This is a genomic window from Micromonospora sp. WMMD956 (assembly GCF_029626125.1).
GTDB lineage: Bacteria > Actinomycetota > Actinomycetes > Mycobacteriales > Micromonosporaceae > Micromonospora > Micromonospora carbonacea.
Genome location: NZ_JARUBI010000005.1, coordinates 5348567 through 5372825, shown reverse-complemented (window position 1 = coordinate 5372825; position 24259 = coordinate 5348567). Strand labels below are relative to the sequence as shown.

Genomic DNA, 24259 nt, shown 5'->3' with positions numbered 1-24259 from the left:
GCCGGGTGCGCGAGGAGTCGTGAGGCGATGCTCATCCTGCTGCCGCCCTCGGAGGGCAAGGCCGACGCCGGGACGGGCCGGCGGCTGGACCTGGCCCGGCTGTCCCTGCCCGAGCTGACCGACGCCCGCGCGCGGGTCCTGGCGGCGCTGGTGGGGCTCTGCGCGGGCGTGGACGAGGCGGCGGCGCTGGCGGCGCTGGGGCTGACCCCGGGGCTGGCCGGCGAGCTGCGCCGCAACGCGCGGCTGGAGCGGGCGGCCACCGCCGAGGCGGGCCGGCTCTACACGGGGGTGCTCTACGAGGCCCTCGACCTGGCCACGCTGCCGGCGGCGGCGCAGCGGGCGGCCCGCCGGTCGGTGCTGATCAGCTCCGGGCTGTGGGGCGCGGTGCGGCTCACCGACCGCGTCCCGCCGTACCGGTGCCCGATCGGGGCGCGGCTGCCCGGCGTGGGCGCGCTGTCGGCGTACTGGCGGCGGGAGCTGGGGCCGGCGCTGGAGGCGGCGGCCGGACGCGGCCCGGTGCTGGACCTGCGCTCCGGCGCGTACGCGGCGACGTGGACCCCGCGCGGCGAGCTGGCCGGGCGGACGGTGACCGTGCGGGTGCTGCACGAGCGGGACACCCCGGCCGGGCCGGTCCGCACGGTGGTGAGCCACTTCAACAAGGCGACGAAGGGGCGGCTGGTGCGCGACCTGCTCACCGCCGGGGCCCGCCCGCGCACCGCCGACGGGCTGGTGGCCGCCCTGCGCGAGGCGAAGTACACGGTGCTGGAGCAGCCGGTGGCGGCCGGGCGGCCCCGGGCGGTCGACGTCGTGGTGACGCAGCTGTGACGCTCCGAACTGTCGCAAGATTTCCTCAAGCCTGGCGGCCACGGGTACCACCGGGCCGTCCGGCGGGTCACGGTATGGGGTATCCGACGCCGACAAGGAGACCGTGGTGCCCCTCGAACCCATGTTGCTCGACCGGCCTCGTCTTCCGGCGGTCCCGGCCCCGCTGGACTGGGTGACCCTCGCCGACGCGTTCGAGGTGGCCTGCCTGTTGCGCTGCGTGTCCGCCCCGGCCGCCCCCGTCCGGGCCGGGCGGCGTCCGCCGGCACCCGCCCACCCGCACGCCGGCCCCGCCGCCGAGTTCAACCGGGAGGACGCGGCGCTGCGGATGCGTCAGCTCCTGGCCCGGCTGGAGATCCCGGTGCGGCACGAGGTGGCCACCGGTGGCCTGCGCCGCCGCTACGAGCTGCACCGCCTCCAGGTGGCCCGCGAGCACCGGGCGGCGTACGCGACGCTGGTGGAGGCCGGCTGGCGGCAGGGTCGCCGGGAGCTGCTCGGCGGGCCCGCGTCGGGGGCGTCGGCGCCGCGCCGCACGTGGCGGCCCCGGCTGGCCGCCGCGGCGTGGCGGGCGTCGCTGCTGGCCGGCGGCCGGCACGTGCGCCGGCACATCCTCGGGATCCGGCTGACCGACCGCGAGCTGGCCGCCGTGCTGGTCCGGGGGGCCGCCCTGCTGGAGGTGCCCGCCCTGCTCCGGCCCGGGGCCGGCTGCTTCGTGGTGAGCGTGGCCGACGGCCCGGACCGCGACCGCATCCTGCGCAGCGTCACCCTGGACCCGGCGACCGGGCCGGGGGTGGCCGCCGTCGGCTGATCCCCCGCGCACCGGCGCACGGCGCACCGGCGGCCGGCGGCGCACGACGGGCCGAGGCGGCCCGCGCGGGCGCGGACGGGCCCGGCCCGAGGGCTTGCGCGGGCGGTGGTGCACCCCGCAGAGTGCACCGGGTGAGCCGTAGCTGGACTGTGCCCCCGCGCGCCGCCGGCGTGGCCGCGCTGCTGCTGGTGCTGGTCGCGGCGGCACCCGGGCTCGCCGCCTGCCAGGACTCGCCGGGCGAACCCGTGCCGATCCGCATCGCCACCGGCAGCCCCACCGCCGTCTACCACGCGTTCGGCCGGTCGCTGGCCGGCATCCTCAACCGGGAGCTGCCCGGGGTGCGGGCGAGCGTGGTGGTGACGGCGGCCTCGGCGGAGAACATGCGCCTGGTGGGCGCGGGCCAGGCCGAGCTGGGCTTCACCCAGGCCGACGTGCTGCCCACCGACCGGGAGGAGCACCCGAGCGTCCTGGCGGTCGCGCGGGTCTACGACGACCTGCTGCACCTGGTGACCATGGCCGGCGGCCCGGTGCGCTCGGTGGCCGACCTGCGGGGCCGGCGGGTCTCCGTCGGCGCGCCCGGCTCCGGCACGGAGGTCACCGCCACCCGGCTGTTGGAGGTCGCCCACCTCGGCGGCGACGCCGTGCGCCGGGAACGGCTCGGCCTCGACGACTCGGTCGCCGCGCTGCGCGCCGGCCGCGTCGACGCGTTCTTCTTCTCCGGCGGGCTGCCGGTGCGCGGCGTCGGGGAGCTCGCCGCCGGCAGCGCCGTGCGGATCGTCGACCTGGGCGAGTGGACCGAGCCGCTGCGGCGCAGCTACCGCGAGGTCTACGTGTCCCGCGACATCCCCCGCTCCGTGTACGGGGTGGAGCCGGTCACGACCGTGGCGAACCCGAACTACCTGGTGGTCCGGGCGGACCTGCCGGAGCCGCTGGTGCGCGAGGTGACCCGGCTGCTGATGGAGCGCCGGGCGGAGCTGGCGGCGGCCCACCCGGCGGCCGGCCGGATGAGCCCCCGGTCGGCGATCGCCACCGCCCCGTTGCCGCTGCATCCGGGGGCCGCCGCCTGGTACCGGTCGGCCAAGCCCTGACCCCGGCCGGGGCGGTCGGCCGGCCGGGGGGCGGTCAGCCGGCACCCAGCGGGCCTCGGGCCGGTCAGCCGGCGTCGGCCGGGGCGGGCGCGGGTGCCGCGTCGGCGGCGTCGGCGGCGTCCGGGGCCGGAAACCACAGGCCGGCGACCAGCCCGCGCGGCCGCCCGGGCCGCATGGTGAGCCGGCCGTCGGAGGCGTCGACGAGGACCGCCACGATGGTCAGCCCGAGCCCCGCCCCGTCGACGTTCTGCACCTCCGGTGCCCGCCAGAACCGCTCGGTGGCCCGGTCGAGCTGGTCGAGGGTCATGCCCGGGCCGGTGTCCCGGACCTCCAGCGCGATGCCGCCGTCGGCGCGCCCGACGCTCACCGTCACCTCGCCGCCCGGGCCGCTGAACTTCACCGCGTTGTCGATCAGGGCGTCGAGCGCCTGGTCGACGGCGGTCGGCACGGTCCGGGCGTGCGCCGGGCCGTCGGCGCCGGCCAGGCGGAGGGTGACCGACCGGTGCCGGGCCAGCGGCTGCCAGGCGGCGACCCGGGACGCGGCCACGGCCGCCGCGTCGACGGTGACCCGCTGGTTCTCCTCGCGCTCGGCGCGGGCCAGGGTGAGCAGGGCGTCGAGCAGCAGCGCCAGCCGGTCGGTCTCCTCCAGCGCGAGCCGGTGCTCGGCCCGGCCCTGCGGATCGGCCAGGCTCGGCCCCAGCTCCTCCACCCGCAGCCGCAGGGCGGTCAGCGGGTTGCGCAGCTGGTGGCTGGCGTGCGCGACGAACGCCCGCTGCCGGTCCATCACGTCGGACACCACGTCGGCCATGTTGTTGAAGCTCGCCGCCAGGCGGCGCAGCTCCGGCGGGCCCAGCCGGTGCTGGACCCGGGCCCCCCGGTCCCCCTCGGCGATCTCGTGGGTGACGGCGTCCAGCTCGGTGACCGGGCGCAGCACCCACCCGGCCAGCCCGAACGCGGTGAGCACGCAGGCCAGCACGGCGACGGTGCCGATCGCCGCGAGCAGCAGCCACCACGCGGTGACGGTCCGGCGCAGCGCGCCGGCCGGGGTGGTGATGACGACCGCGCCGAGCACCTCGCCGCCGTCGTTGATCGGCACCGCCACCACGACGGGCCCGTCCGCCCACGGCCACACCGAGCCCGGGGCGCTGAACTGCTGCCCGGCCAGCGCGTTGTCCAGCGCCGACTCGGTGCCGGCCCCGGAGCGCCAGCTGCGCGACGCCACCACCGTGCGGCGGTCCCGGTCGACCACCGCCGCGCCGATGCCGTACAGCTCGTCGTAGCTGCCCAGCTCGCCGCCGATGGGCCCAGGCACGCCGCCGCGCAGCGCCGGCCCGGCGAGCGAGGCGAACCGGGTCGCGTCGGCGAGCCGGTCGGCGCGCACCAGGTCGGTCTCCCGGGTGGCCAGGGTCGCCGCGAGCGGGGTCTCCAGGGCGACGAGCACGAGCACCATCAGCAGCAGGTAGCTGATGACCAGCCGACGACGCACGGGGCTCCCCTCACTCCCCGCGCAGCCGGTAGCCGACCCCGCGCACCGTCTCCACCAGCCGGGGGTCGCCCAGCTTGCCGCGCAGCGACCCGACGTGCACCTCCACGGTGTGCCGGTCGGCCCAGGTGGTGCCCCACACGTCCAGCAGGATCCGGTCGCGGGACACCGCCACCCCGTGCTGCCGGGCCAGCGACACCAGGATGTCGAACTCCTTGCGGGTGAGGGTGACCTCCCGGCCGGCGACCGTGACGGTGCGGGCGGCGACGTCGATACGCACGGGTCCCGCCTCGATCACGTCCCGCTCCGGGGCGGCGTGCGCGGCCCGGCGCAGCACCGCCTCGATCCGCGCCTGGAGCTCGACCATGGAGAAGGGCTTCACCACGTAGTCGTCGGCGCCCAGCCGCAGGCCGAGGACGCGGTCGCGTTCCTCGCCCCGGGCGGTGACGGCGATGATGCCGAGCTGGGCGCTGCGCCGGCGCAGGGCGCGGCACAGGTCGGTGCCGTCGCCGTCGGGCAGGGTCAGGTCGAGCAGCACCAGGTCACACGGCGCGGCGCGCAGCGCCGCCGCGACGGTGGCGGCGTGCTCCACCTCGTAGCCGCGGCGGGTCAGGGCGGACGACAGGGCGGCGGCCACCCGACGGTCGTCCTCGACCAGCAGGATGCGCAACCCGCCTCCCCGGTTCCTCGTTCTCGACCGTGGAATGGTCGCAGACGTGCGGGCCGGGCGGGAGGGCCGCCCGGTCAGTCCCCGTGCGTCCGTGCCGCGCGGCCCACCGGTCGCGGCCCGCCGGGGCTGCCCCGGCCGTAGGCTGCCGGCATGATCTACAAACTGTTGACCGGCGCGGAGTGGGACGCCGCCCGCGCCGCCGGGCAGCTCGCCGGCTCGGCGGTGGACCGCCAGGACGGGTTCGTCCACCTCTCCGCCGCCGGCCAACTGGTCGAGACCGCCCGGCGGCACTTCGCCGGCGTCACCGGGCTGACCCTGCTCGCCGTCGACCCGGCGGCGCTCGGCGCGGCGCTGCGCTGGGAGCCGTCGCGCGGCGGCGAGCTCTTCCCCCACCTGTACGGTCCGCTGCCGCTCACCGCCGTGGTCGAGGCCCACACCCTGCCGGCCGACGTGCCGGCCGCCGACGCGGTCGCGCGTCTGCTGGGCTGACCGCTCGCTATGCTCACTCCCGGCCGACGCCCCGGCCGGGGCCGCCGAGCCCGCCGCCGGGCGCGGCAGCCCCGATCCGGCGCGGGCGGCGGCGCACCCGCCGCCGTCCCGCCGCGTCCACCGCCGGCGCCCGGCGCCCCGAGCGATGCGAGTTGAAGGATGACTGACACCACCGAACGGCCCGACCCCGTCTTCGTCCACCCGAGCGCCGACGTGGAGGAGGGCGCCCGGGTGGGCGACGGCACCAAGGTCTGGCACCTGGCCCACATCCGGTCCAGCGCCCGGATCGGCGCCGGCTGCGTGATCGGCCGCAACGTGTACGTCGACGCCGGCGTCACCGTCGGTGACCTCGTGAAGATCCAGAACAACGTCTCGGTGTACCAGGGGGTGACCATCGAGGACGAGGTCTTCGTCGGCCCGTGCGCCGTCTTCACCAACGACCTGCGCCCCCGGGCGCAGAACCCGGACTGGACCGTCACCCCGACGCTGGTCCGCCGGGGCGCGTCGATCGGGGCGAACGCCACCCTGGTCTGCGGGGTCGAGATCGGCGAGCACGCGATGGTCGCCGCCGGTGCGGTGGTCACCCGGGACGTGGCGCCCTACCAGCTCGTCGCCGGCAACCCGGCGCGGCCGAAGGGATGGGTCGACGAGAAGGGCGAGGTCGTCTCCCGCGACGTGACCAGCCCACGCCGCCCCGACTGACCGCCGGCACGACGAAAGGGGGCGGCAGGTGCCGCCCCCTTTCACGTGGCGTCGCCGGTCAGCCGCAGAGGCGGCCGATCTCCTGCCGGAACCGGTCCATCGAGTTCGGCTCGTCCGGGCCGAGCAGGTAGACCTTCAGGTCCCGGCGCGCCTCGGTCATCGGGTCGTCGCCGGCCCGGGTGACCGCGACGATCTTCTCCAGCTCGCCGCAGTCCCGCGACAGCAGGTACGCCCCCCGCGCGGTGGGGAAGTTGCGGCGGAAGTCGTCCTCGGGCAGCCCGCTCGGGTTCGCCACCACGTACGGGCGCTGGCTCTGCACGAAGTCGGAGACCACGCTGGAGATGTCGCTGATCAGCAGGTCCGTCTGGTTGAAGCAGTCGAACAGGGCGGGGACCCGGCCGGTCACGACCCGGTGCCGGGGGCCGTCGAGGGAGGTCGCGGCGACGTCGCCGCCGGCCGCGCCGATCAGCTGCACCACCCGCTCGTGGACGGCCTTCGCCTCCTTGGACCGGGTGCCGGTCAGCGGGTGCGGCTTGTAGATCAGCCGCAGCGACGGGCGGGAGGCCAGCAGGCCCCGGACGATCCGCTCCCCCATCAGCACCAGCGACGTGTGGTACGGGTCGTCGTCGAGCCACCCCTCCCAGGTGGGCGCGTAGAGCACGGTGAAGGGCCGGTCGGGCGACTCCGAGCCGAACGTGTGCACGCCCGCGAGCTGCGGCCGTCCGATCTCGACGATGTCGGCGTCCAGCACGCCGACGCCGGCCCGCGCGTACCGCTCCCGGCCGGCCAGGCCGGCGACCCACACCTCGTCGTACACCTTGCTGTACGGGTTGACGCTGGCCTGCTTGTCACTGTCGCCGTGCCCCACGAAGACGTGCTTCATGCCCGGCTCCCGGAGCATGTGGATGTTCGCGCCGACGTTCGCCGCGTACATGGTGGCGCGGATGCTGCCCAGCTCCAGGTTCATGAAGTCCACCCCGGCCGGCACGCAGATCACCGGCAGCCGGGTGTCGGCCAGCTCGTTGAACGCCTCCCGGCTGCGCATCAGCACCACGGCCCGCCGTTCGAGGGCCTCGGTCGGGGCCAGCCACATGTTTGCCTGGTAGACGTCCTTCGCCGGCCCGGCGAAGTAGAGGGCGACCTCGGGCCGGTAGGAGTCCAGCCACTTCTGCACCGCCGGCAGCACCGTGCTCTTGCCGGTGCCCCGGCCCCGCAGCCAGGTCAGCGCGACGATGCCGCCGGCCACGGCGGCGGCGAGCACGGCGGCGGCCCCGCCGGCCAGCATCGGCGCGGCGTCGTCCCACACCGCCGAGAGCACGGCCGCCGGGACCAGCAGCATGTTGACCATGGCGAGTCGCTCGCCGGCGACCCCGGCCGCCCACTCGGGCGGGCGCGGCGCGGAGCGCATCGGGCCGAGGTCGATGTTGCGCACCAGCGCGGAGACCGGGTTACGCCGGTCGATCATGCGGTTCAGCGCCCCGGCGAAGACCGCGATCACCCAGGTCACGGCGGGCAGCAGCAGGATCGTGGTCAGCTCGACCGAGCCGGGCCGGATGGCCGAGACCACGAGCAGCACGGCCGAGAGGTCGCGGGTGAGCTGCCGGTAGCCGCGGCCGAGGCCGACCTTCTCCAGCAGCGTCACGGTGGGCGCCGACCAGCGGGCGAGGGCGAACTCACCGGCGATCGCGGCGATCCCGCCCACCGCGAACACCCAGACCGCGCCGAGGGCGCCCGCGGCGAGCGCGATCAGGTAGAAGAGCAGCAGCACGGCCCCGCGAGCGGCCACGCCCGCCGGTCCCATCAACTTGCCGAACAACGGTTACTCTCCCCCAACGAGATCGGCGACGAGGCCGGGCCCCGTGCGGGACCGGCCTCCTCGTTCAGTGCGGCTAGCGGCGGGAACCCCCCGTGCGTCGTCCTGGTCCCACTCGCCCTCAGACCTTAACGCGAGACGAACGGCGAGCCATATTCGGGTATTACGGGCTTCGTCCCGTTGCTACCCGATCGGCCCCCGACCGCGCCGTCGGACGGGTCGGGGACCGGCCGTTCAGGGCTGGCGGAAGCAGCGGACCGAGCCGGGGGCGAACCGCCGGGCGTACATCTCGTAGCCGAGCCGCTTGAGGGTCGCCTTGGCCTCGAGGTTGACCCAGTAGACGCAGATGGTAGTCACGTCGAGCCGCTCGATGGACGCTTTCACCTCCGCGTCGGGGGCGATCGCCGTGCCGTCGGCGAACGCGGCCAACCGCAGCCGGTCGCGGACGAAGTCGGAGTTCTGGTCGTACTCGACGAGGTAGCCGTCGCGGGGCATGACGACCCGCAGCCGGCTGCTGACGACGGGGGCGACCCGCATCAGCGTCGACGGGGCGAGCAGCAGGCCCGGCTCGCGGGGCAGCCCCTCGATCCACCGGACGATCTCCAGGCGCTGCTGCGGCAGCTTCCACAGCGGGCGCGGCGCCACCTCCGTGAAACTGTCCCTGCTCCACATCGGCACGCCGAACGTCGCGAAGCAGAAGATCAGCGAGCTGGCGACGATGAGGCCGACCAGCCGGGACACCCACGGCAGCCGGGGCAGCCGGACGGTGCAGAGGATCCCGATCAGGCCGGGCAGGGCGAGGATCCAGGGCACCCGCCACAGCACCGCCGCCACGCCGCTGGCGTCGGCGAGCGCCTCCAGCACGCCCGGCACGAACAGCACGCTCATGGTCAGCGCCGCGCCGGCGGCGAGCAGCCGGGGCACCCGCCCCCGCACGAGCAGGGGCGCCAGCCACAGGGCGAGGCCGCCGATGACGCCGAGCACGCCCACCAGCAGGGTGCGGCGGTAGGTGCCCTCGGCGTCGAAGAACTGGGTCTCGCCCCCGGCGCTGGCGACCGGCCCGAGCACCAGCCGGGACACCAGCACCCCGCCGACCGGGTAGGCCAGCGCGGCGACGCCCGCCGCCAGCGCCGCTCCCCACCGACCCACCAGGAGCATCGCCAGGCCGGCCGAGCCGACCAGCAGCGGCAGGATGATCGCGGACGTCGTGGACAGGCCGGTCGCCACCACGGAGAGCGCGGCGATCAGGAACAGCTTCCACCTCGACCGGGACTCGAACCAGTCGGTCAGGTAGACCCACATCAGCGGGACGACCGCCGAGACGAACATGCCCTTGCCCTCGTAGAGCCGGGGCAGGTGGAAGGTGCCGAGCGCGGCGTCCGAGCCGACCACCAGGTAGAGGTAGGTGATGGCCACGACGAACGCCAGCACCGGGCGGCGGGGCGCCCAGCGGTGCACCAGCCGCCACAGCGCCAGCACCGCGAGCACGGCCAGGGCCGGCAGCAGCACGAACCAGGTGGCGTCGGCGGCGTGCAGGCCCAGGAACCGGGCCAGCGCGCCGGCGAAGACCTCGATCGAGGCGGTCGGCGGCTGGGTGCTCAGCGGGGCGGCCACGTTCTCGGTGAACAGGAAGTCCCGCACCGGGACGACGTCCCGCTCGGCCACCCACACCGACTTGCCGAGGTAGAAGACGTCGTCCTTGCTGTTGCGGGCCATGTAGAGCGAGGAGACCGCGACCCCGGCCGAGACGAGCAGCGCGAAGAGCGCCTGCCAGCCGGTGGCGGCGGGCTCCGGCGGGCCGGTGCGGGCCAGCCACGCCCGGCGGGCCAGCAGCGCCGCGCCGACGGACGCGGCGAGCCCCAGACCGGTCGGCACCCACCACGACGCGAGCCCGCCCATGCCGGCGGTGACGGCGGCGGCGATGCCGAGCCCGGCGGTGACCACGCCGACGGCGAGCCACCACCAGCGCCCCCTGCCCGCCGGCGCGGGACCGGCCGGGGCGGCCGGCGGCGTCGGCACGGCGCGGCGACGCCGTACGGCGCGGACCACCCCGAGCACCACGGCGAGGACGGCGAGCGCGGAGCAGCACCACAGCCAGCTCACGAACATCACCGACGGTCGCAGCTCGGCCAGGAAGCCCGCGTGGTAGATCACCGTGAACAGCGCGAACGCCAGCACGGCGGCGTCGGTGATCCGGCGCGGCAGGGCGCCGAAGGCGGCCCCGAACCGGCGCGGGAAGGACCGCCACGCGGAGGCGGTCGGTGCGTCGGGGGTCCCCTGCGGCGCGGACCGCTCCCCGGTCGGGTCGGCGGCCTCGTCGCGCGCGACCGGCTCGTCGCCCGGTGTCGCGGGCTCGTCGCGCGGTGTGCCCGGCGGATCCTGCGGTGTCGCGGGTTCGTCCTCCGGTGTGCCGGGCTCGTCCCGCGGCGCCGCAGGGCGGTCGTCGGGCGTTTCCGGCTGGGGCTCGCGCGTGCCGGGCGGGTCCTGCGGCGTCTCGGGCTGGTCGTCCGGGGCGCGGGGCAGGTCCTCCGGCGCGCGCTGGTCCTCCACTGCCAGGGCGTCGTCTGCGACGTTCGGCACAGGGGATTCCTTGATCTCTGTCGAGTGGGAAGGCGGGCCGCCGGGGCTCACCCTCGGCGGGCGGCGGCGGCCGGCCGGGCGCACGGTGGGCAAGCCTACCCGAACGTGATCGCCGGCCGGGCCGGCGACACGATGCCCTCCAGCCTGGCCCCGCAGGTCAGGCCTGGTCGGCGAAGAGCCGGCCGACGGCCCGGTGCGCCGGGAGGATCGAGCGCCGCTCGGCGTCGGCGTCGGCGACGCCGGCGAGCAGGTCGAGGAAGTGGTCGAGCTGGGCGGCCAGCGGCTCCCGGTTGGAGACCAGCTCCGGCACCTCCATGATGCTCTGCTGCCGGTAGCCCCGGCCGTCGGGCGTCGCCGCGTCCAGCGACACGTGCCGGTAGATGGTGACGTCCCGCCGGATCAGGTCCGCCTCGATCAGCCGGTCCACCTCGCTCACGACCAGCGTCCGCACCTTCCGCTGGCCGATCCGGCTCGCCGAGACGTTGGCCAGCGCCGCGCCGCCGAAGGTCAGCAGGGCCTCGGCGACGTCCTCCGCGCCGGGCAGCGAGGACGGGTGGAAGTGGCCCAGCACCCCGCGTACGTCGGTCGGCTCCTGCCCGCCGAACACCCGGACGGCCAGGTCCACGTCGTGGATCAGCAGGTCCCAGGCCACGCCGGTGCGGATCCGCGGCGCGTACGGTGAGTGCCGGGTGACGGTGAGGTGCACCGGGCTGTCGACGAGGGCGAGCGCGGTGAGCACCGCCGGGTTGAACCGCTCCAGCAGCCCGCACACCAGCGGGACCCCCCGCTTCTCGGCGGTGGCCACGATGTCCTCGGTCTCGGCGAGACTGCCGCAGACCGGCTTCTCGATCAGCAACGGCTTGTCGGCGGCGAGCACCTCACCGGCGAGCGCGTGGTGGAACTCGGTGGGGGCGGCGATCACGACCGCGTCGACGTCGGACAGGTCCGACCCGTCGGGCGCCCACCGCGCGCCGTACCGGTCGGCCACCGCCCGGCCGACGGACTCGCGGGGCTCGACGACCCGCACCAGCCGGGCCCGGTCGGACTGGGCGATGACCCGCGCGTGCAGGGCGCCCATCACGCCCGTGCCGACGAGGGCGAAGCGCACCGGGGCGGTCACGCGCCCACCGCCTTGCGCACGGCCTCGACGACGCGGTCGACGTCGCCGTCGGCGAGGTGGTGGTGCACCGGCAGGGACAGGCACTGCCGGGCCACCCGTTCGGCGACCGGGGCGGGGTCGGCGACCACCCGGGGGTGCTCCCGGTAGCAGTCGTAGTCGTAGACCGCCTTCGGGTAGTAGACGCCGCAGCCCACCCCCTGCTCGCCCAGCCGGGCGGCCACCTCGTCGCGGCTGGCCGGCGCGGCGTCGGTGACCAGGACGGTGTACTGGTGCCAGACGTGCGTCCGGCCCGGCAGCTCGGCCGGCAGGCGCAGGCCCGGCACGTCCGCCAGGCCGGCGTGCAGCCGGGCCGCGTTGTCCCGGCGGCGCGCGACGGTGTCGGCGTAGCCGGCGAGCTGCGGGATGCCGAGCGCGGCCTGCAGGTCGGTGAGCCGGTAGTTGTGGCCGGCGACCTCGTACTGGTAGCGCTGGCGCATGCCCTGGTTGCGCAGCACCCGCAGCCGGTCGGCGAGGACGGCGTCGTCGGTGGTGATCATGCCGCCCTCGCCGGTGGTGAGGTTCTTCGTGGCGTACAGGGAGAAGGCGCCCAGGCCGAAGCTGCCGGCCCCCCGCCCGCCGACCGTCGCTCCGAGTGACTGCGCGGCGTCCTCGACCAGGCCCAGGCCGTGCCGCTCGACCAGGGGCACGATCGCGCCCATGTCGGCCGGCTGGCCGTACAGGTGCACCGGCATGACGACCCGGGTACGCGCACCGAGCGTGGCGGCGAGGGCCGCCGGGTCCAGGCAGAAGTCGTCCTCGCGGATGTCGGCGAAGCGTGCGGTCGCCCCGGCCTCGAGGATCGCGTTGAGGGTGGCGACGAACGTGAACGGGCTCGTCACGACCTCGTCGCCGGGCCGCAGGTCGAGCACCTCCAGGGCGGCGACCAGCGCCGTCGTGCCGTTGTTGACCGCCACCGCGTGCCCCACCCCGACCAGGTCGGCGAACTCGCGTTCCAGCCGGGCCACCATCGGGCCCTGCGCCAGCACGCCGGAGCGGATCACCTCCACCGCCAGCTGTTCGGCCTTCTCGTCGAGTTTCACGACGGAAATGGGGATCACAGCACGTCTCCTCGGGGTCGGTGGCAGCGAGCACGGTAACAGCGGCGGAGGTCGACACGACGGGCGGTGGCCGGCGTCGGGGTAGGAATTCCGCGCGGGCGCGCCGAGCGAGTGGGGGCGCGGGGCCTGGGCTAGTGTAGTGCCCTGCCCGGTCCGTCCTCACTTTCCGCTACGGACGAAACGCGACGCGGAGGCACGTAACGCATGGTCCAGACCGTCCCGCGGAAGGATGTCGTCACTTCCGGCGCCCCGGAGCCGGGCGACGACGGTCTTCCCGCCGCACCGACCGGCCCGCTGAGGCGGTGGCTGTCGCTGGGTGTCCGCGTCGCCGTCGTCGTCGCCATCGCCGCCGGGATGGCCTGGAGCGTCGTCGACCAGTGGCCGCAGGTCCGGTCGACGTGGCTGGGCCTGGCCTGGCAGTCGGTGGTGCTGTCCGTCCTCGCGGCGCTCGCCGGGATGGTGGCCAACACGATGGCCTGGCGGGCCGCCGTGCGCGACCTGGAACACCGGGTGTCCGTGCCCGCCGCCCTGCGCATCTGCCTGGTGGGCCAGCTCGGCAAGTACATCCCCGGCAGCGTGTGGGCGTACGTGCTCCAGGTCGAGCTGAGCCGGCGGGCCGGCCTGCCCCGGGCCCGCGCCTTCCTGGCCACCCTGGTCTCCGTGGGCCTCGGCGTGACGGCCGCGCTGGGCCTCGGCCTGCTCAGCCTGCCGGCGCTGCGCGAGGCGGCCGGCGGCGGCGACTCCACGTACGCCGACTCGGTGCGGGTCGCGCTGTGGATCGTGGCGGCGCTGTTCCCGGTCGCGCTGGTCTGCGCGGTGCCGCGGGTGCTCACCGCGCTGGTGCAGCTCGCCCTGAAGGTGCTGCGCCGCCCGCCGCTGACGCACCGCCTCACCTGGCCGGGCGTGTCGCGGGTGGTGGGCTGGAGCGCGCTGGGCTACACCCTGTTCGGCGTGCACCTGTGGCTGCTCGCCAACGCCCAGGCCACCCCCGGCGTGGAGGGGCTGCTGCGCAGCGTCGGCTCGTTCGCCATCGCGATGACCGTCGGCATGTTCGCCTTCCTCTCCCCCTCCGGGCTCGGCGTGCGGGAGGCCGTGCTGGTCGCCGCGCTGGCCCCGTTCCTAAACGGCAACGGCGGCGTCGGCGCGGCGATGGGCATCGCGCTGGCGTCCCGGCTCATCTTCACCATCGCCGACGTGCTCGCCGCCGGCCTGGCCGCCCTGTCCGGGGTGCGTCAGCTCCGCCGGGACGCCCCGACGGAGACGTCCGCCACCCCCGCCGGTTAGGAGGCCGGGAGGTGCAGGTCAGCGGGTGACGACGCTGGTGATCCGGGTGAACTCGCGCATCAGGTCGTAGCCGTCCCAGGTGGCGGCGAAGCTCAACGCGTCGCCGACCGGCACGATCCGGTCGACCCCGCGCCCGGCCAGCGCGCGGGCGAAGGCGACCAGTTCGTCGGCGGCGAACCCGAAGTGGGTGACGGTCTGGTCACGGCGCACCACCACCGGCGCGAGGTCGGCCAGGCTGTCGACGCGGGCCTGCGGGAACGTGCCGACGCCGAGCCAGCGGCGCGGGAGGTCGCCCGGCCCGGCCAGCTCCACCGTCGCCAGGTCGTTGCCGTCGAAGTGGATGGCCGTGGCCGCCCCCTCGACGGCCAGGCCGTAGGTGGCGACCCGCTTCTCCACCGCCATCGCGGCGTCGACCTCGGGCCGCTTGCCGTCGAGCACCCTCCGTAGCCGGGACAGCAGGTCCGCGCGGGCGGCCCCGGTGCTGGCCGGGTCGCCGACCCAGTAGACGGCGCGGGGCGAGGCGCAGGCCGCCTGGTCGAACCAGTACGCGTCGTTGTAGAGGCCGAGGGCGGCGGCGTCGCGGTCGGCCTCGGCGGCGGCGAGCCAGCCGGCCGCCCCGATCACCGTGAACGACGAGCGGTCCGGGAAGGTCAGGTCCCGGGCGTGCGGGGCCAGCGGGTGCCGGCGGATCTCGCCGACGGACCGGTCGCCGCCCCAGATCACCCGCAGGTCCGCCGCGGCCGACAGCGCGGCGGTCACCGCGTCGTCGCGCCCGTACGTGACCATCCGCTGGGTCTGCCGCACCACGTCGTCGGCGTCGGCGAGGGTGTCGCCGAGCGCGTCGAGCACCGCGTCGGCCGCGCCCGCCGACCGGGACGAGATGCGCACCACGTTGGCGTTGCCGGCGAGCGCGGACAGCGCCCACGAGTAGACGAAGATGGTGTCGACGTTCGCCGGCGGCACGTGGAAGACCAGCCCCCGGGGGAAGCGGAGCTGGCCGGGCTCGTCCGCGACCCGGGCGAGGGTCTTGGCGATCTCGCCCCGGCGCAGGAAGAAGCCGAGGGAGGCCAGCTCCGGGTGCCGGCGGGCCACCGCCGGGCGCAGCAGCCGCCGGGCGAACGCCACCAGGAACTCCACGATCCGGTCGTCGCCGACGGTCAGCGGGCCGCCGGCCGGCACCGCGCGCAGCGCGGCGACGAGGTCGTCGACGGCGGTCGCGCCGCCGGCCGGGAACCGCTCGACGACCTTGCCGCTCATGCCCGCACCCCGCCGCGCCCGACGCCGGCCCGGGACGCCGACGCGCCCCGCCCGGCGATCCGCTCGTCGCACCCGCTCATGCCGCCGCCTCCGCGAACGTGTCGCTGCACCCGCGCGCCTCGGCGCGGGGCAGCCGGCCCAGGATGGAGAACCGCTTGCCCGGCCAGGCCCCGTCGTCGACGCCGTGCACGACGCCCCGGTCCTCGGTGAGCAGCAGGTGCCCCGGGTACGACCGGGGCATCGTGCTGACCACCTGCACCACCCCGGGGGTGCCGACGGGCACCTCCGCCCAGGTGTGCGGGTCGCGGACGATGACGTCGGCGAACTCGGGGCAGTAGAGGCCGCCGCCGTCCGGCCCCTCCAGGAACGTCGTGCCGATCTGCTCGACCATGCCGTAGAAGTTGTGGATGCGCGTCAGGCCCGTGTCGGCGGTGAAGCGGCGGCGGAACTCGGCGTTGTCGACCGCCCGGTCGACCAGCTTCTTCCAGCCGCCGCTGTGGATCAGGATGCCGTTGCTCAGGTCGAACCGGTGCTCGCGGGCCAGCTCGTAGAGGTAGAGCCAGGTCATGAACGTGAAGCCGAAGATGAGGAACGGCTGGTCGCCGTGGCGGCCCAGGAAGTCGCGCACGGCGTCGGGGTCGGGCCGCTCCTGCTCGTCGAGGACGAAGGTGTGGTCGCGGCCGAAGTTCATCAGGCCCAGCACCCCGGCGCCCCGGGCGGAGAACGACGTGCGGTTCTTGAACAGGGCCCTCGTGTCGACCAGCAACATCGGCAGCCGCTTCGTGCCGATCACCGCGCCCAGCGTGGCCGACAGCATCTTCTGCTGCACGCCCGCCGCCTCCCGGTCCAGGTAGATCCGGCTGACGTCGCCGGTGGTGCCGGAGGAGGTGAGGACCTTGAAGACCTCGTCGTCGCCGATGCTCTTGAGGACGTGGTGCTTGAACAGCCGCACCGGCAGCCAGGGCAGGTCGGCGACGCGGTCGTAGCGGCGGCCGGGCAGGTGGCCGAGGGAGGCGAGCAGGCGGGCGTACTCGGGGCTGCGGGCCCGGTGGTGCTCGGTCAGCTCGACCAGCTCCGGCAGGAGCCGGGCCTCGCGGGTCGCCTGGTCGAGGGCGAACAGGCTCATACCAGCGCCTCCAGGGAGCGGTAGTCGATCTTGCCGTTGGGCAGTTGCGGCAACCGCTCGACGGCCCGCACGTCGAAGCCGGACCGGTGCAGCCGCAGCCGCTCCGCCAGCCGCCCCGCCAGGGCCCGCGCGCCGTCGTCGGTGCCGCCCTCGACGAAGACCACGACCCGGTCCGGGCCGGACACGGCGACGACGGGCCCCTGGTCGCGGGCCAACTCCTCGATGTCGTGCAGGTTGACCCGGATGCCGAAGACCTTGCCGAACCGCTTGAGCCGGCCGCGCAGCCAGACGAACCCGTCGGCGTCGAGGCAGCCCAGGTCACCGGTGCGCAGCACCCCGCCCTGCTCGTCGCCGCGGGTCAGGTCGGCGGCGCTCTCCGCGTACCCCATCATGACGTTGGGGCCGCGGTAGACCAGCTCGCCGACCACGCCGGGACGGTCGGTCTCCGCGCCGTCGGGGCCGAGCACCGTGAACGAGCCGCCGGGCAGGGCCGGGCCGACCGAGCCGACCCGGTCGGGCAGCGCGTCGGCCGGCAGGGTGCTCATCCGGGGGCCCGCCTCGGTGCAGCCCCACATGACGTGGAACCGGCCGCCCGCCTCGGCGATCCTGGCGTGGAAGGCGAGGATCGTCTCGTCGCGCAGCTTGCCGCCGGCCTGGGTGAGGGTGCGCAGCGTCGGGTACTTCGCGGGGCTCCACCGGATCTTGTGCAGCATCTCGTAGTTGTGCGGCACCCCGGCCAGCGACGTCGCGCCGTAGGTCGAGACGGCCTGCCAGAACTCGCGGGCCAGCACGCCGCCGTCGACCACGAGGACGGTCGCCCCGGCGGCGAGGTGACTGTTGAGCACGGACATGCCGAAGCTGTAGTAGAGCGGCAGGCTGGTCGGGGCGATCTCGTCCGGGCCGATGGCCAGCACCCGCGCGATGGCCGCCGCGTTGGACTCCACGGCGGCGCGGGAGAGCCGGACGAACTTCGGGTCCCCCGTCGAGCCGGACGTGGCCAGCAGCACCGCGAGATCCGGGTGCGGCCGGTCGGCGCAGGCCCGCTCGCGGACCCACACCGGGCCGAGCACCCCGTCGTCGACCGCGCGGTAGTCCCCGGGCCGCTCGCCGGGGTCCGCGCCCGCGCCGCCCTCGGCGAGGCCCACCACCACGGCCGGGGAGAACCGCCGGACGAAGTCGGCCAGCACCGCCGGGTCCAGCGCCGGGTCGAGCAGCGCCACCGGGCGCTGCGCGCGCAGCGCGCCCAAGTAGCGCAGCACCGCCGGCACCGACGTGCCGCTGCGGGCGAAGACCACCCCGGGCGGGAACCCGGCGTACGCGGCGGCGTGCCGACCCACCTCGGCGGCGAGGTCGGCGCCGCCGAGGACGACGCCCGTGGCGGCGTCGATCAGCCGGGCGCTCGGGGCGACCAGGTTCATGCGGGCCTTTCCTCCGGCCTGGGCGGGTCGAGTTGGGGCAGCGGGGCTCCGGTCATCCGGGCGAACGCCTCAAGGTGCCGCCGGGCCACCACGTCGAGGGTGAAGTTGGCGTGCACGAGCTCCCGCTGCGCCTTCGCGATCCACTCCCGCTCCTGCGGATCGTCGAGCAGCCGGATCACCACCTCGGCCAGGTCTGGCCCGTCGTTCGGCCGGGCGAGCACGAAGTTCTCCCAGTTGCGCAGCTCGACGGCCGGGAAGTTGGTCTCGGTGATGGTGCCGATGGTCGCCCGACCGGCCGCCATCGCCTCCAGGCTGGCCGTGCCGAAGCCGGTGCCCTGGAGGTCGTGGGTGACGATGTCGGCGGCGGCGAAGAAGGACGGCACGTCCGCCGGTGGCACCACGCCCGTGGTGACGATCGCGTCGGTCACCCCCAGCTCGGCCGCCCGCTTCACGAAGGCGTCGTAGTAGATCCGGCCGACGATCATCACCTTGGTCTGCGGGTGCTTGTCGAGGATCGTCGGCAGCGCCTCGATCAGGGGCAGCCGGTGGCGCAGCGGGATGACGTGCCCAAGCGAGACGATCAGCGGCTGGTCACCGATGCCGTACTCGGCCCGGACGTCGCGCGTCGGGGGCGCCTCGAACCGACTCGGCTCCACCGCGACGGGGATGTACTCGAACTCGTCGGGGGTGGCGAGGTACCGCTGCTCGCAGTACGCCCCGCAGAGCTCGTCCATGATGACGTAGCGCGGGCGGTAGCTGCGCAGGATCGGCTTGACCAGGAACCGGTCCAGGGCCTTGAACAGCGCCGTGTACTTGGGGTCAGGGCTCTCCAACCGAGTGTGCACCGACAGCAGCACGGGAATCTTGTTCCGCCGGGCGTACCAGCCGGAGAGCCAGGTCAGGTCGAAGAACTGACCGTGCTGGTGGATCACGTCCGGCTGGAAACCGTCCAGCAGCCTGCGCACGCGGCGCAGGTTGGCCGGGCGCGCCAGCGCGAAGGCCATGTCGAAGTCGATCGACAGGCCGAGCTGCGGCATCGGCATCGCGGGCAGCCGGACCACCCGGTATCCGTCGCGCTCCTCCTCGGCGGGCGCGTCCTGGTACGCCGCTGTCAGCACCAGCACCTCGTGACCGGCTGCCACGTACCGGGCGGCCAGTGATGCGGACAGGTGGGAACTGCCACCCGGCCGGGGCGGGAAGAAGTTGTTGACAACAGCGATCCGCACGGTGGTGGCTCCTGTCAGCTCCGGTGGGGGACGGCGTGACCGGAGGAAGACCTGGACACGTGTGGGTATCGGTCGGGACGGTTCCGGCGCACCGCGCCACGCTACCGCAACCCCGGGCGGGTCACCGTGGACCGACCCGGTGCCCCGGCGTGGCCGAACCGTCCCCGCAACGAGAGTGGCCGACTCCGCCGGCACCGTCGATGACGTGCGGAAGAACGTTGGGCGAACGCCTGTGGGCAGCGCGTCTGGCAGCCGTTGGTCGGCCGGTCCCTCCAGTAGGCTGGCCGACCGTAACCAGACCGGTCCAGGCGGTGGCGAGCCGCCGGACCACGCCTGGGCCACAGTCACCGCTGCTGAGTAGGGAGCAACCCGTGCCGCTGTCCGACCGGCTCCGCGCCGTCTTCGTCGAGGCTCTGGAACTGGGCGGGGAGGTGGACGTGGAGAACCTCAGGTACCGCGAGATCGAACAGTGGGACTCGTTGGGCCACATGACCCTCGTGGCAGCGATCGAGGAGGAGTTCGACGTCCAGCTCGACACCGAACAGGTCATCGAGATGAGCAGCTTCAAGGTCGCCCTGGACATGCTGGCCGGGATGGGCGTCCGTGCCTGAGTCTGCGCACGCCCTCGACGGGCGGGTGGCAGTGGTGACGGGTGCCGCCCGAGGAATCGGCCGGGCCACCGCCGAAGCGCTGGTCGCCGCCGGGTCCTCGGTGATCGTCACCAGCCGCGCCGGCGACGTGGCACAGCGTGCGGCGAAGGAGATCGGCGCCGTCGAGGGCCTCGCCCTCGACGTCACCGATCCTGGGCAGGTCGGCGCGGTGTTCCGGACGATCGCGTCCGGGCACGGCCGGATCGACGCGCTGGTGGCCAACGCGGGCGTGCTGGAGAACGCGCCGATCGGCATGATCAAACCGGACCTGGTCGCCCGGATGCTGGACACCAACGTGGCCGGCACGATCTCCACCGTGCAGGCCGCCGCCCGGGTGATGCTGCGCAAGAAGGGCGGCTCGATCGTCCTGCTCGCGTCCATCCTGGGCGAACGCGGCAGCGCAGGCCAAACCGCGTACGCGGCGTCGAAGGCGGCGGTGGCCGCGATCGCCAGGTCGGCGGCGAAGGAGCTCGGGCCGCGCGGCATCCGGGTCAACGCCGTCGCGCCCGGGCTCATCGACACCGACCTGATTCGCGACCTGCCGGCTGAGCTGATCGAGCAGCGGGTGGCAGACACCGCACTACGCCGGCTGGGGCGCCCGGAGGATGTCGCCCGGGTCATCCGGTTTCTGCTCAGCGACGATGCCGCGTTCGTCACCGGACAGGTCCTCGGCGTCGACGGCGGCCTGGTGCTCTGACCCGGTCGGTCGGCCCGCGTCAGCCGGCTGCCGCGCCGTCGATGGCCACGAAGTCTGGCGTGCCGTCGGCGGCGAACTCGACCCGGGCAACCGGACGGGCGGGAACCCCGGCGACCACCGTCCGGGCGGGCACGTCCCGGGTGACCACGGCACCGGCCGCGACCACGGCCGAGTCGCCGATGGTCACGCCCATCATCACCGTGGCGTTCGCCCCGATGAACACCCGGTCGCCGATGGTGACCGGAGCACGGTCGACCGTGGCGTAGGCCCGGCCCGACACGCAGCGCCTGGCCGACGAGTGGGTGTAGATCTGCGCCCCGCTGGAGATGTCACAGCCGGCCCCGATGGTCAACCCACCGGAGCCGTCCACGACGGTGAAGGCGCCGATCCAGGTTCCCTCGCCGACGACCGGGTCGCCAACGACCCAGGCGTGCGCATGCCACCGGTTGGGCGGCAGTTCTGCGGCAGGCACGCGCGTCAGGCCACCTCGACCTTGATCAGGTCGGTCATCCCGTCCTCGACTGCGATGGTCGGCTCCCAGCCCAGCACCTCGCGGGCCCGGGTGATGTCCGCCGCCCGGCGGCTGACCAGCACCTCGCGCGGGTTGAACTGCGGTTCGACGTCCACCCCGACGGCCTTGATGAGGATCTCGGCGAGGGTGGCGACCGAGGTGTCGATGCCGGTGCCGATGTTGACCGGCACGTTGCCCTGCTCGGCCTCCAGCGCGGCGACCACCGAGCGGGCGATGTCGTGGACGTGGATGAAGTCCATCGACTGCTCGCCCCGACCGTCGATGACCGGCGGCTGGCCGGTCTTCAGCCGCTTCACGAAGTGGTTGATGACGGAGGTGTAGTACGCGGTCGGCTTCTGGCCGGGGCCGTACACGTTGAAGAAGCGCAGGGCGATCCAGTTGAGGCCCTTGCTGCGCTGGTAGAAGGCGAGCAGGTCCTCGCCGGCCCGCTTCGAGATGCAGTACGGGGTGAGCGGGTCGAGCCGGTCGTCCTCGTGCATCGGCAGCTTCTTCGGATCGCCGTACACGGAGGCGGAGGAGGCGAACACGAGCCGCTTCACGCCATGGTCGGCGGCGGCGGCGAAGACGTTGTGGTTGCCGACCATGTTGATGTCGATCGACTCGTACGGGTCGGCCTGGCTCTTGTTGATGGAGACCGCCGCGAGGTGGACGACGAGGTCGCAGCCCTTCATGGCCGCGTGCACCGCGCCGCCGTAGCGCACGTCCTGGTCGACGAGCTCGACGTCGCCGGTGGCCGCCAGCTTGGCGACCTGGTCCCGGTCGCCGCGGAACATGTTGTCGAAGATGCGGACCCGGTAGCCCTTGTCCAGCAGGAGCGGCACCACGTGCAGGCCGATGAAGCCCGCACCCCCGGTGATGAAGACGGTCTGCTTCGACATGTCGTGCGATGTCCTTCCTGAAGGAGATCAGCGGCCGGTGGCGGCGCTGGCGACGACGTCGACCAGAGTGGCGACGACGGTCTCGACCTGGGCGTCGGTGAGGTTGGCGTGCATCGGGATGGCCAGGTGCCGGGCGAACAGGTCCGCCGAGACCGGGCACGGCGTCGTCTGGCCGTAGAGCGGCTGCGCGTGCGAGGCGTACGTGCCGAAGGTGCACTGCACGCCGCGCCGGCGCAGCCCGAGGGCGACCGCGCCACGGTCGATCGAGGGATCGAGGGTCACCACGTACGACTGCCAGGGGTGCTCGCGGTCCGGCGCCTCGTGGGGGGTGACGATCAGCTCGTGGTCCTTGAGCAGCTCGCCGTAGCGGGCGGCGGTGCGCCGCTTGGCGGCGAGCAGGTCGGGCAGCCGGTCGAGCTGGGCGAGCATGATGGCCGCCGCCACGTCGGAGAGCCGGTAGTTGTAGCCCAGCTCGGTGAAGGCCGGAATCGGCAGGTCGGACAGCTCGGCCCGGGTCAGCGCGCCCTCCACGCCGTACGTGTGCAGCTTGCGGGCGTGCGCGGCGAGGTCGTCGCGGTCGGTGACGTAGGCCCCGCCCTCGCCGGCGGTGATGCCCTTGCGGCCGTGGAAGCTGAAGGTGGCGACGTCGGCCAGGCTGCCGGCGGGGCGGCCCTTGTAGGTGGCGCCCGCCGCACACGCGGCGTCCTCGACCAGGAACAGCCCGTGCCGGTCGGCGACGGCCCGCAGCTCGTCGTAGTCGGCGGGCTGGCCGAAGGCGTCGACGGCGACGACGCCGACGGTGCGGGGGGTGATGGCGGCCTCGACGGCGGCCGGGTCCACCGTCCAGATGTCGGGCCGCACGTCGGCGAAGACGGGCTTCGCGCCGGCCCACATCACGGCGTGGCCGGTGGCCGGGAAGGTGTAGTCGGCGACGACGACCTCGTCGCCGGGCTGGACCCCGAGGGTGAGCAGCGCCAGGTGCAGGGCGGAGCCGCAGTTGGCGGTGGTCAACGCGTGCCGGGTGCCCGTCGCGGCGGCGAAGCGCTCCTCGAAGCGGCGGCAGGTGGGCCCGGCGCCGGCCAGCCAGCCGGAGGCGAAGACCTCGGCGATCGCCGCGAGCTCCGCCTCACCGACGGTGGGCTGGCCGAGCGCGATGACGTCGTCTGACATGAGGCTCCCTAGAAGACGGACCCGGTGAGTGTAGGCACCCCCGGCCGGCAGCGACGAATCGGGCACGCCGGGCGCTGGTTACCATCGGTGGTCGCCCGGCGGAGGTGACGACCGGGCAGGGGAGAGCGAGATGACGAGGTTCGTGGTCGTCGGCGGCGGCATCGTCGGCCTGGCGGTCGCCCACCGGCTGGTGACCGACCGGCCGGGCGACTCCGTCACCGTGCTGGAGAAGGAGGCCGGCTGGGCGGCGCACCAGACCGGCCACAACTCCGGCGTGATCCACGCCGGGGTCTACTACCGGCCGGGCAGCCTCAAGGCCACCCTGTGCCGGGCCGGCAGCGCGTCGATGGTCGAGTTCTGCGCGGCGCACGGGCTGGCGTACGAGGTCTGCGGCAAGCTGATCGTCGCCACCGACGAAGCGGAGCTGCCCCGGCTGCGGGCGTTGCACGAGCGGGCCGAGGCCAACGGCCTGCCGGTGCGGCTGGTCGGTGCGGCCGAGGCCGCCGAGCACGAGCCGCACGTGGCGGCCGTCGCCGCGCTGCACGTGGCCTCGACGGGCATCGTCGACTACGGCGCGGTCTGCCGGAAGCTGGCGGAGCTGCTCGCCGCCGCCGGGGCGGACCTGCGCACCCGCGCCGAGGTGACGGGGGTGGCCGACCGGCCGGCGGGGGTGGTGGTCACCACCACGGCCGGCGAGGTGGTCGCGGACGTGCTGATCAACTGCGCGGGCCTGCACGCCGACCGGATCGCCCGGCTGGCCGGGGTGCCGACGCCGGTGCGGATCGTGCCGTTCCGGGGCGAGTACTACGAGCTGACCCCGCAGCGGCGGGGCCTGGTGCGGGGGCTGATCTATCCGGTGCCGGACCCGCAGTTCCCGTTCCTCGGGGTGCACCTGACGAAGATGATCGACGGCACGGTGCACGCCGGCCCGAACGCGGTGCTGGCCACCGCGCGGGAGGGCTACTCGTGGGGGCGGTTCAGCCCGCGCGACGTGTGGGACGAGCTGACCTACCGGGGGCTGTGGGCGCTGGGCCGGCGGCACTTCCGGTACGGGCTGACCGAGGTGGCCCGGTCGCTGTCGAAGGCGCGGTTCGCGGCGAGCCTGGCGCGGCTGGTGCCGGAGCTGACGCCGGCCGACATCGTCCGGGCCGGCGCGGGGGTGCGGGCGCAGGCGATCCTGCCCGACGGCGGCCTGGTCGACGACTTCCTGATCGTCGAGGCGGCCCGGCAGGTGCACGTGCTGAACGCGCCCTCCCCCGCCGCGACGAGCTCGCTGGAGATCGCCCGGCACATCGTGTCCCGGCTGCCGGTGGACACGGCCCGCTGAGGCGCTCGGGGGGCCGCGGGCG

General features: G+C 74.8%; 22 protein-coding genes. 9 read left to right on the top strand and 13 right to left on the bottom strand.

Annotated features, from left to right (window positions below):
• The first annotated feature begins 27 nt into the window (after positions 1-27).
• From yaaA to O7628_RS23555, 3 genes are all read left to right on the top strand, one after another.
• Positions 28-825, top strand: a complete 798-nt coding sequence (yaaA, locus tag O7628_RS23565) for a peroxide stress protein YaaA (RefSeq protein ID WP_278133721.1) — start codon at positions 28-30, stop codon at positions 823-825.
• A gap of 121 nt (positions 826-946) precedes the next feature.
• A complete protein-coding gene (locus O7628_RS23560) occupies positions 947-1630 on the top strand; it encodes a hypothetical protein (RefSeq protein WP_278136392.1) in 684 nt (227 codons plus the stop codon).
• A 131-nt stretch (positions 1631-1761) separates the two neighbouring features.
• Positions 1762-2718, top strand: coding sequence for a TAXI family TRAP transporter solute-binding subunit (locus tag O7628_RS23555; RefSeq protein ID WP_178064155.1), 957 nt, complete (start codon positions 1762-1764; stop codon positions 2716-2718).
• Between the two features lie 64 nt (positions 2719-2782).
• Here the strand turns inward: O7628_RS23555 and O7628_RS23550 are convergent, their stop codons facing one another.
• The gene (locus tag O7628_RS23550; RefSeq protein WP_278133719.1) at positions 2783-4204 is read right to left on the bottom strand and encodes a HAMP domain-containing sensor histidine kinase; all 1422 of its coding nucleotides are present in this window, start codon (positions 4202-4204) and stop codon (positions 2783-2785) included.
• A gap of 10 nt (positions 4205-4214) precedes the next feature.
• On the bottom strand, positions 4215-4871 hold the full coding sequence (locus O7628_RS23545) for a response regulator transcription factor (protein WP_074475831.1): 657 nt from the start codon (positions 4869-4871) through the stop codon (positions 4215-4217).
• Positions 4872-5021: 150 nt separating this feature from the next.
• On the opposite strand from O7628_RS23545, the gene O7628_RS23540 reads away from it, so the two are divergent.
• Complete coding sequence (locus tag O7628_RS23540) at positions 5022-5360, top strand: DUF952 domain-containing protein (RefSeq protein ID WP_278133717.1); 339 nt, start codon at positions 5022-5024, stop codon at positions 5358-5360.
• 159 nt (positions 5361-5519) lie between these two features.
• Positions 5520-6062, top strand: coding sequence for an acyltransferase (locus tag O7628_RS23535; RefSeq protein ID WP_074475829.1), 543 nt, complete (start codon positions 5520-5522; stop codon positions 6060-6062).
• Positions 6063-6120: 58 nt separating this feature from the next.
• On the opposite strand, the gene O7628_RS23530 is transcribed toward O7628_RS23535, so the two are convergent.
• From O7628_RS23530 to O7628_RS23515, 4 genes are all read right to left on the bottom strand, one after another.
• Positions 6121-7863 (bottom strand): CDP-glycerol glycerophosphotransferase family protein, encoded by a 1743-nt coding sequence (locus tag O7628_RS23530; protein WP_278136391.1) that lies wholly within the window; start codon positions 7861-7863, stop codon positions 6121-6123.
• A 246-nt stretch (positions 7864-8109) separates the two neighbouring features.
• A complete protein-coding gene (locus O7628_RS23525; protein ID WP_278133716.1) occupies positions 8110-10455 on the bottom strand; it encodes a DUF6077 domain-containing protein in 2346 nt (781 codons plus the stop codon).
• Between the two features lie 157 nt (positions 10456-10612).
• Positions 10613-11575 carry a Gfo/Idh/MocA family oxidoreductase gene (locus O7628_RS23520; RefSeq protein ID WP_278133714.1) on the bottom strand — a complete coding sequence of 321 codons (963 nt, stop codon included), beginning with the start codon at positions 11573-11575 and terminating at the stop codon, positions 10613-10615.
• A complete protein-coding gene (locus tag O7628_RS23515) occupies positions 11572-12672 on the bottom strand; it encodes a DegT/DnrJ/EryC1/StrS family aminotransferase (RefSeq protein ID WP_278133713.1) in 1101 nt (366 codons plus the stop codon). Before O7628_RS23515 ends, O7628_RS23520 begins: the two co-directional genes overlap by 4 nt.
• 204 nt (positions 12673-12876) lie before the next feature.
• Here O7628_RS23515 and O7628_RS23510 point away from each other — a divergent pair, with 204 nt between their 5' ends.
• Positions 12877-13956, top strand: a complete 1080-nt coding sequence (locus O7628_RS23510) for a lysylphosphatidylglycerol synthase domain-containing protein (RefSeq protein WP_278133710.1) — start codon at positions 12877-12879, stop codon at positions 13954-13956.
• An 18-nt stretch (positions 13957-13974) separates the two neighbouring features.
• Here O7628_RS23510 and O7628_RS23505 read toward each other — a convergent pair whose 3' ends face one another.
• From O7628_RS23505 to O7628_RS23490, 4 genes are all read right to left on the bottom strand, one after another.
• Positions 13975-15213, bottom strand: coding sequence for an acyl-CoA reductase (locus O7628_RS23505; RefSeq protein WP_278133709.1), 1239 nt, complete (start codon positions 15211-15213; stop codon positions 13975-13977).
• A gap of 76 nt (positions 15214-15289) precedes the next feature.
• The gene (locus O7628_RS23500) at positions 15290-16339 is read right to left on the bottom strand and encodes an acyl-protein synthetase (protein ID WP_278133707.1); all 1050 of its coding nucleotides are present in this window, start codon (positions 16337-16339) and stop codon (positions 15290-15292) included.
• Positions 16336-17757, bottom strand: a complete 1422-nt coding sequence (locus tag O7628_RS23495; RefSeq protein WP_278133705.1) for an AMP-binding protein — start codon at positions 17755-17757, stop codon at positions 16336-16338. Before O7628_RS23495 ends, O7628_RS23500 begins: the two co-directional genes overlap by 4 nt.
• Complete coding sequence (locus O7628_RS23490) at positions 17754-18983, bottom strand: glycosyltransferase family 4 protein (RefSeq protein ID WP_178064144.1); 1230 nt, start codon at positions 18981-18983, stop codon at positions 17754-17756. The genes O7628_RS23495 and O7628_RS23490 overlap by 4 nt, the downstream gene beginning before the upstream one ends.
• A gap of 371 nt (positions 18984-19354) precedes the next feature.
• Between O7628_RS23490 and O7628_RS23485 the strand changes: the two genes are divergently transcribed.
• Complete coding sequence (locus O7628_RS23485) at positions 19355-19594, top strand: acyl carrier protein (RefSeq protein ID WP_178064143.1); 240 nt, start codon at positions 19355-19357, stop codon at positions 19592-19594.
• Positions 19587-20330 carry an SDR family NAD(P)-dependent oxidoreductase gene (locus tag O7628_RS23480; protein ID WP_278133702.1) on the top strand — a complete coding sequence of 248 codons (744 nt, stop codon included), beginning with the start codon at positions 19587-19589 and terminating at the stop codon, positions 20328-20330. Before O7628_RS23485 ends, O7628_RS23480 begins: the two co-directional genes overlap by 8 nt.
• 19 nt (positions 20331-20349) lie before the next feature.
• On the opposite strand, the gene O7628_RS23475 is transcribed toward O7628_RS23480, so the two are convergent.
• The 3 genes from O7628_RS23475 to O7628_RS23465 are packed head-to-tail and all read right to left on the bottom strand — an operon-like array spanning position 20350 to position 22910.
• The gene (locus O7628_RS23475) at positions 20350-20802 is read right to left on the bottom strand and encodes an acyltransferase (protein ID WP_178064141.1); all 453 of its coding nucleotides are present in this window, start codon (positions 20800-20802) and stop codon (positions 20350-20352) included.
• A gap of 5 nt (positions 20803-20807) precedes the next feature.
• Positions 20808-21740 (bottom strand): NAD-dependent epimerase/dehydratase family protein, encoded by a 933-nt coding sequence (locus O7628_RS23470; RefSeq protein WP_278133700.1) that lies wholly within the window; start codon positions 21738-21740, stop codon positions 20808-20810.
• 27 nt (positions 21741-21767) lie between these two features.
• Positions 21768-22910, bottom strand: coding sequence for a DegT/DnrJ/EryC1/StrS family aminotransferase (locus O7628_RS23465; protein WP_278133698.1), 1143 nt, complete (start codon positions 22908-22910; stop codon positions 21768-21770).
• A gap of 130 nt (positions 22911-23040) precedes the next feature.
• Here O7628_RS23465 and lhgO point away from each other — a divergent pair, with 130 nt between their 5' ends.
• Entirely contained in the window at positions 23041-24237 is a 1197-nt protein-coding gene (gene lhgO / locus O7628_RS23460) for an L-2-hydroxyglutarate oxidase (RefSeq protein ID WP_278133696.1), read from the top strand.
• Positions 24238-24259: the final 22 nt, after the last annotated feature.

What these genes read in the sequence shown, in the direction of transcription:
- O7628_RS23495 (WP_278133705.1), bottom strand. Translation starts at nt 17,757, where the DNA reads ATGAACCTGGTCGCCCCGAGCGCCCGGCTGATCGACGCCGCCACGGGC.
- O7628_RS23530 (WP_278136391.1), bottom strand. Translation starts at nt 7,863, where the DNA reads ATGGGACCGGCGGGCGTGGCCGCTCGCGGGGCCGTGCTGCTGCTCTTC.
- O7628_RS23510 (WP_278133710.1), top strand. Translation starts at nt 12,877, where the DNA reads ATGGTCCAGACCGTCCCGCGGAAGGATGTCGTCACTTCCGGCGCCCCG.
- O7628_RS23500 (WP_278133707.1), bottom strand. Translation starts at nt 16,339, where the DNA reads ATGAGCCTGTTCGCCCTCGACCAGGCGACCCGCGAGGCCCGGCTCCTG.
- O7628_RS23465 (WP_278133698.1), bottom strand. Translation starts at nt 22,910, where the DNA reads ATGTCAGACGACGTCATCGCGCTCGGCCAGCCCACCGTCGGTGAGGCG.
- O7628_RS23505 (WP_278133709.1), bottom strand. Translation starts at nt 15,213, where the DNA reads ATGAGCGGCAAGGTCGTCGAGCGGTTCCCGGCCGGCGGCGCGACCGCC.
- O7628_RS23535 (WP_074475829.1), top strand. Translation starts at nt 5,520, where the DNA reads ATGACTGACACCACCGAACGGCCCGACCCCGTCTTCGTCCACCCGAGC.
- O7628_RS23470 (WP_278133700.1), bottom strand. Translation starts at nt 21,740, where the DNA reads ATGTCGAAGCAGACCGTCTTCATCACCGGGGGTGCGGGCTTCATCGGC.
- O7628_RS23560 (WP_278136392.1), top strand. Translation starts at nt 947, where the DNA reads ATGTTGCTCGACCGGCCTCGTCTTCCGGCGGTCCCGGCCCCGCTGGAC.
- O7628_RS23540 (WP_278133717.1), top strand. Translation starts at nt 5,022, where the DNA reads ATGATCTACAAACTGTTGACCGGCGCGGAGTGGGACGCCGCCCGCGCC.
- lhgO (WP_278133696.1), top strand. Translation starts at nt 23,041, where the DNA reads ATGACGAGGTTCGTGGTCGTCGGCGGCGGCATCGTCGGCCTGGCGGTC.
- yaaA (WP_278133721.1), top strand. Translation starts at nt 28, where the DNA reads ATGCTCATCCTGCTGCCGCCCTCGGAGGGCAAGGCCGACGCCGGGACG.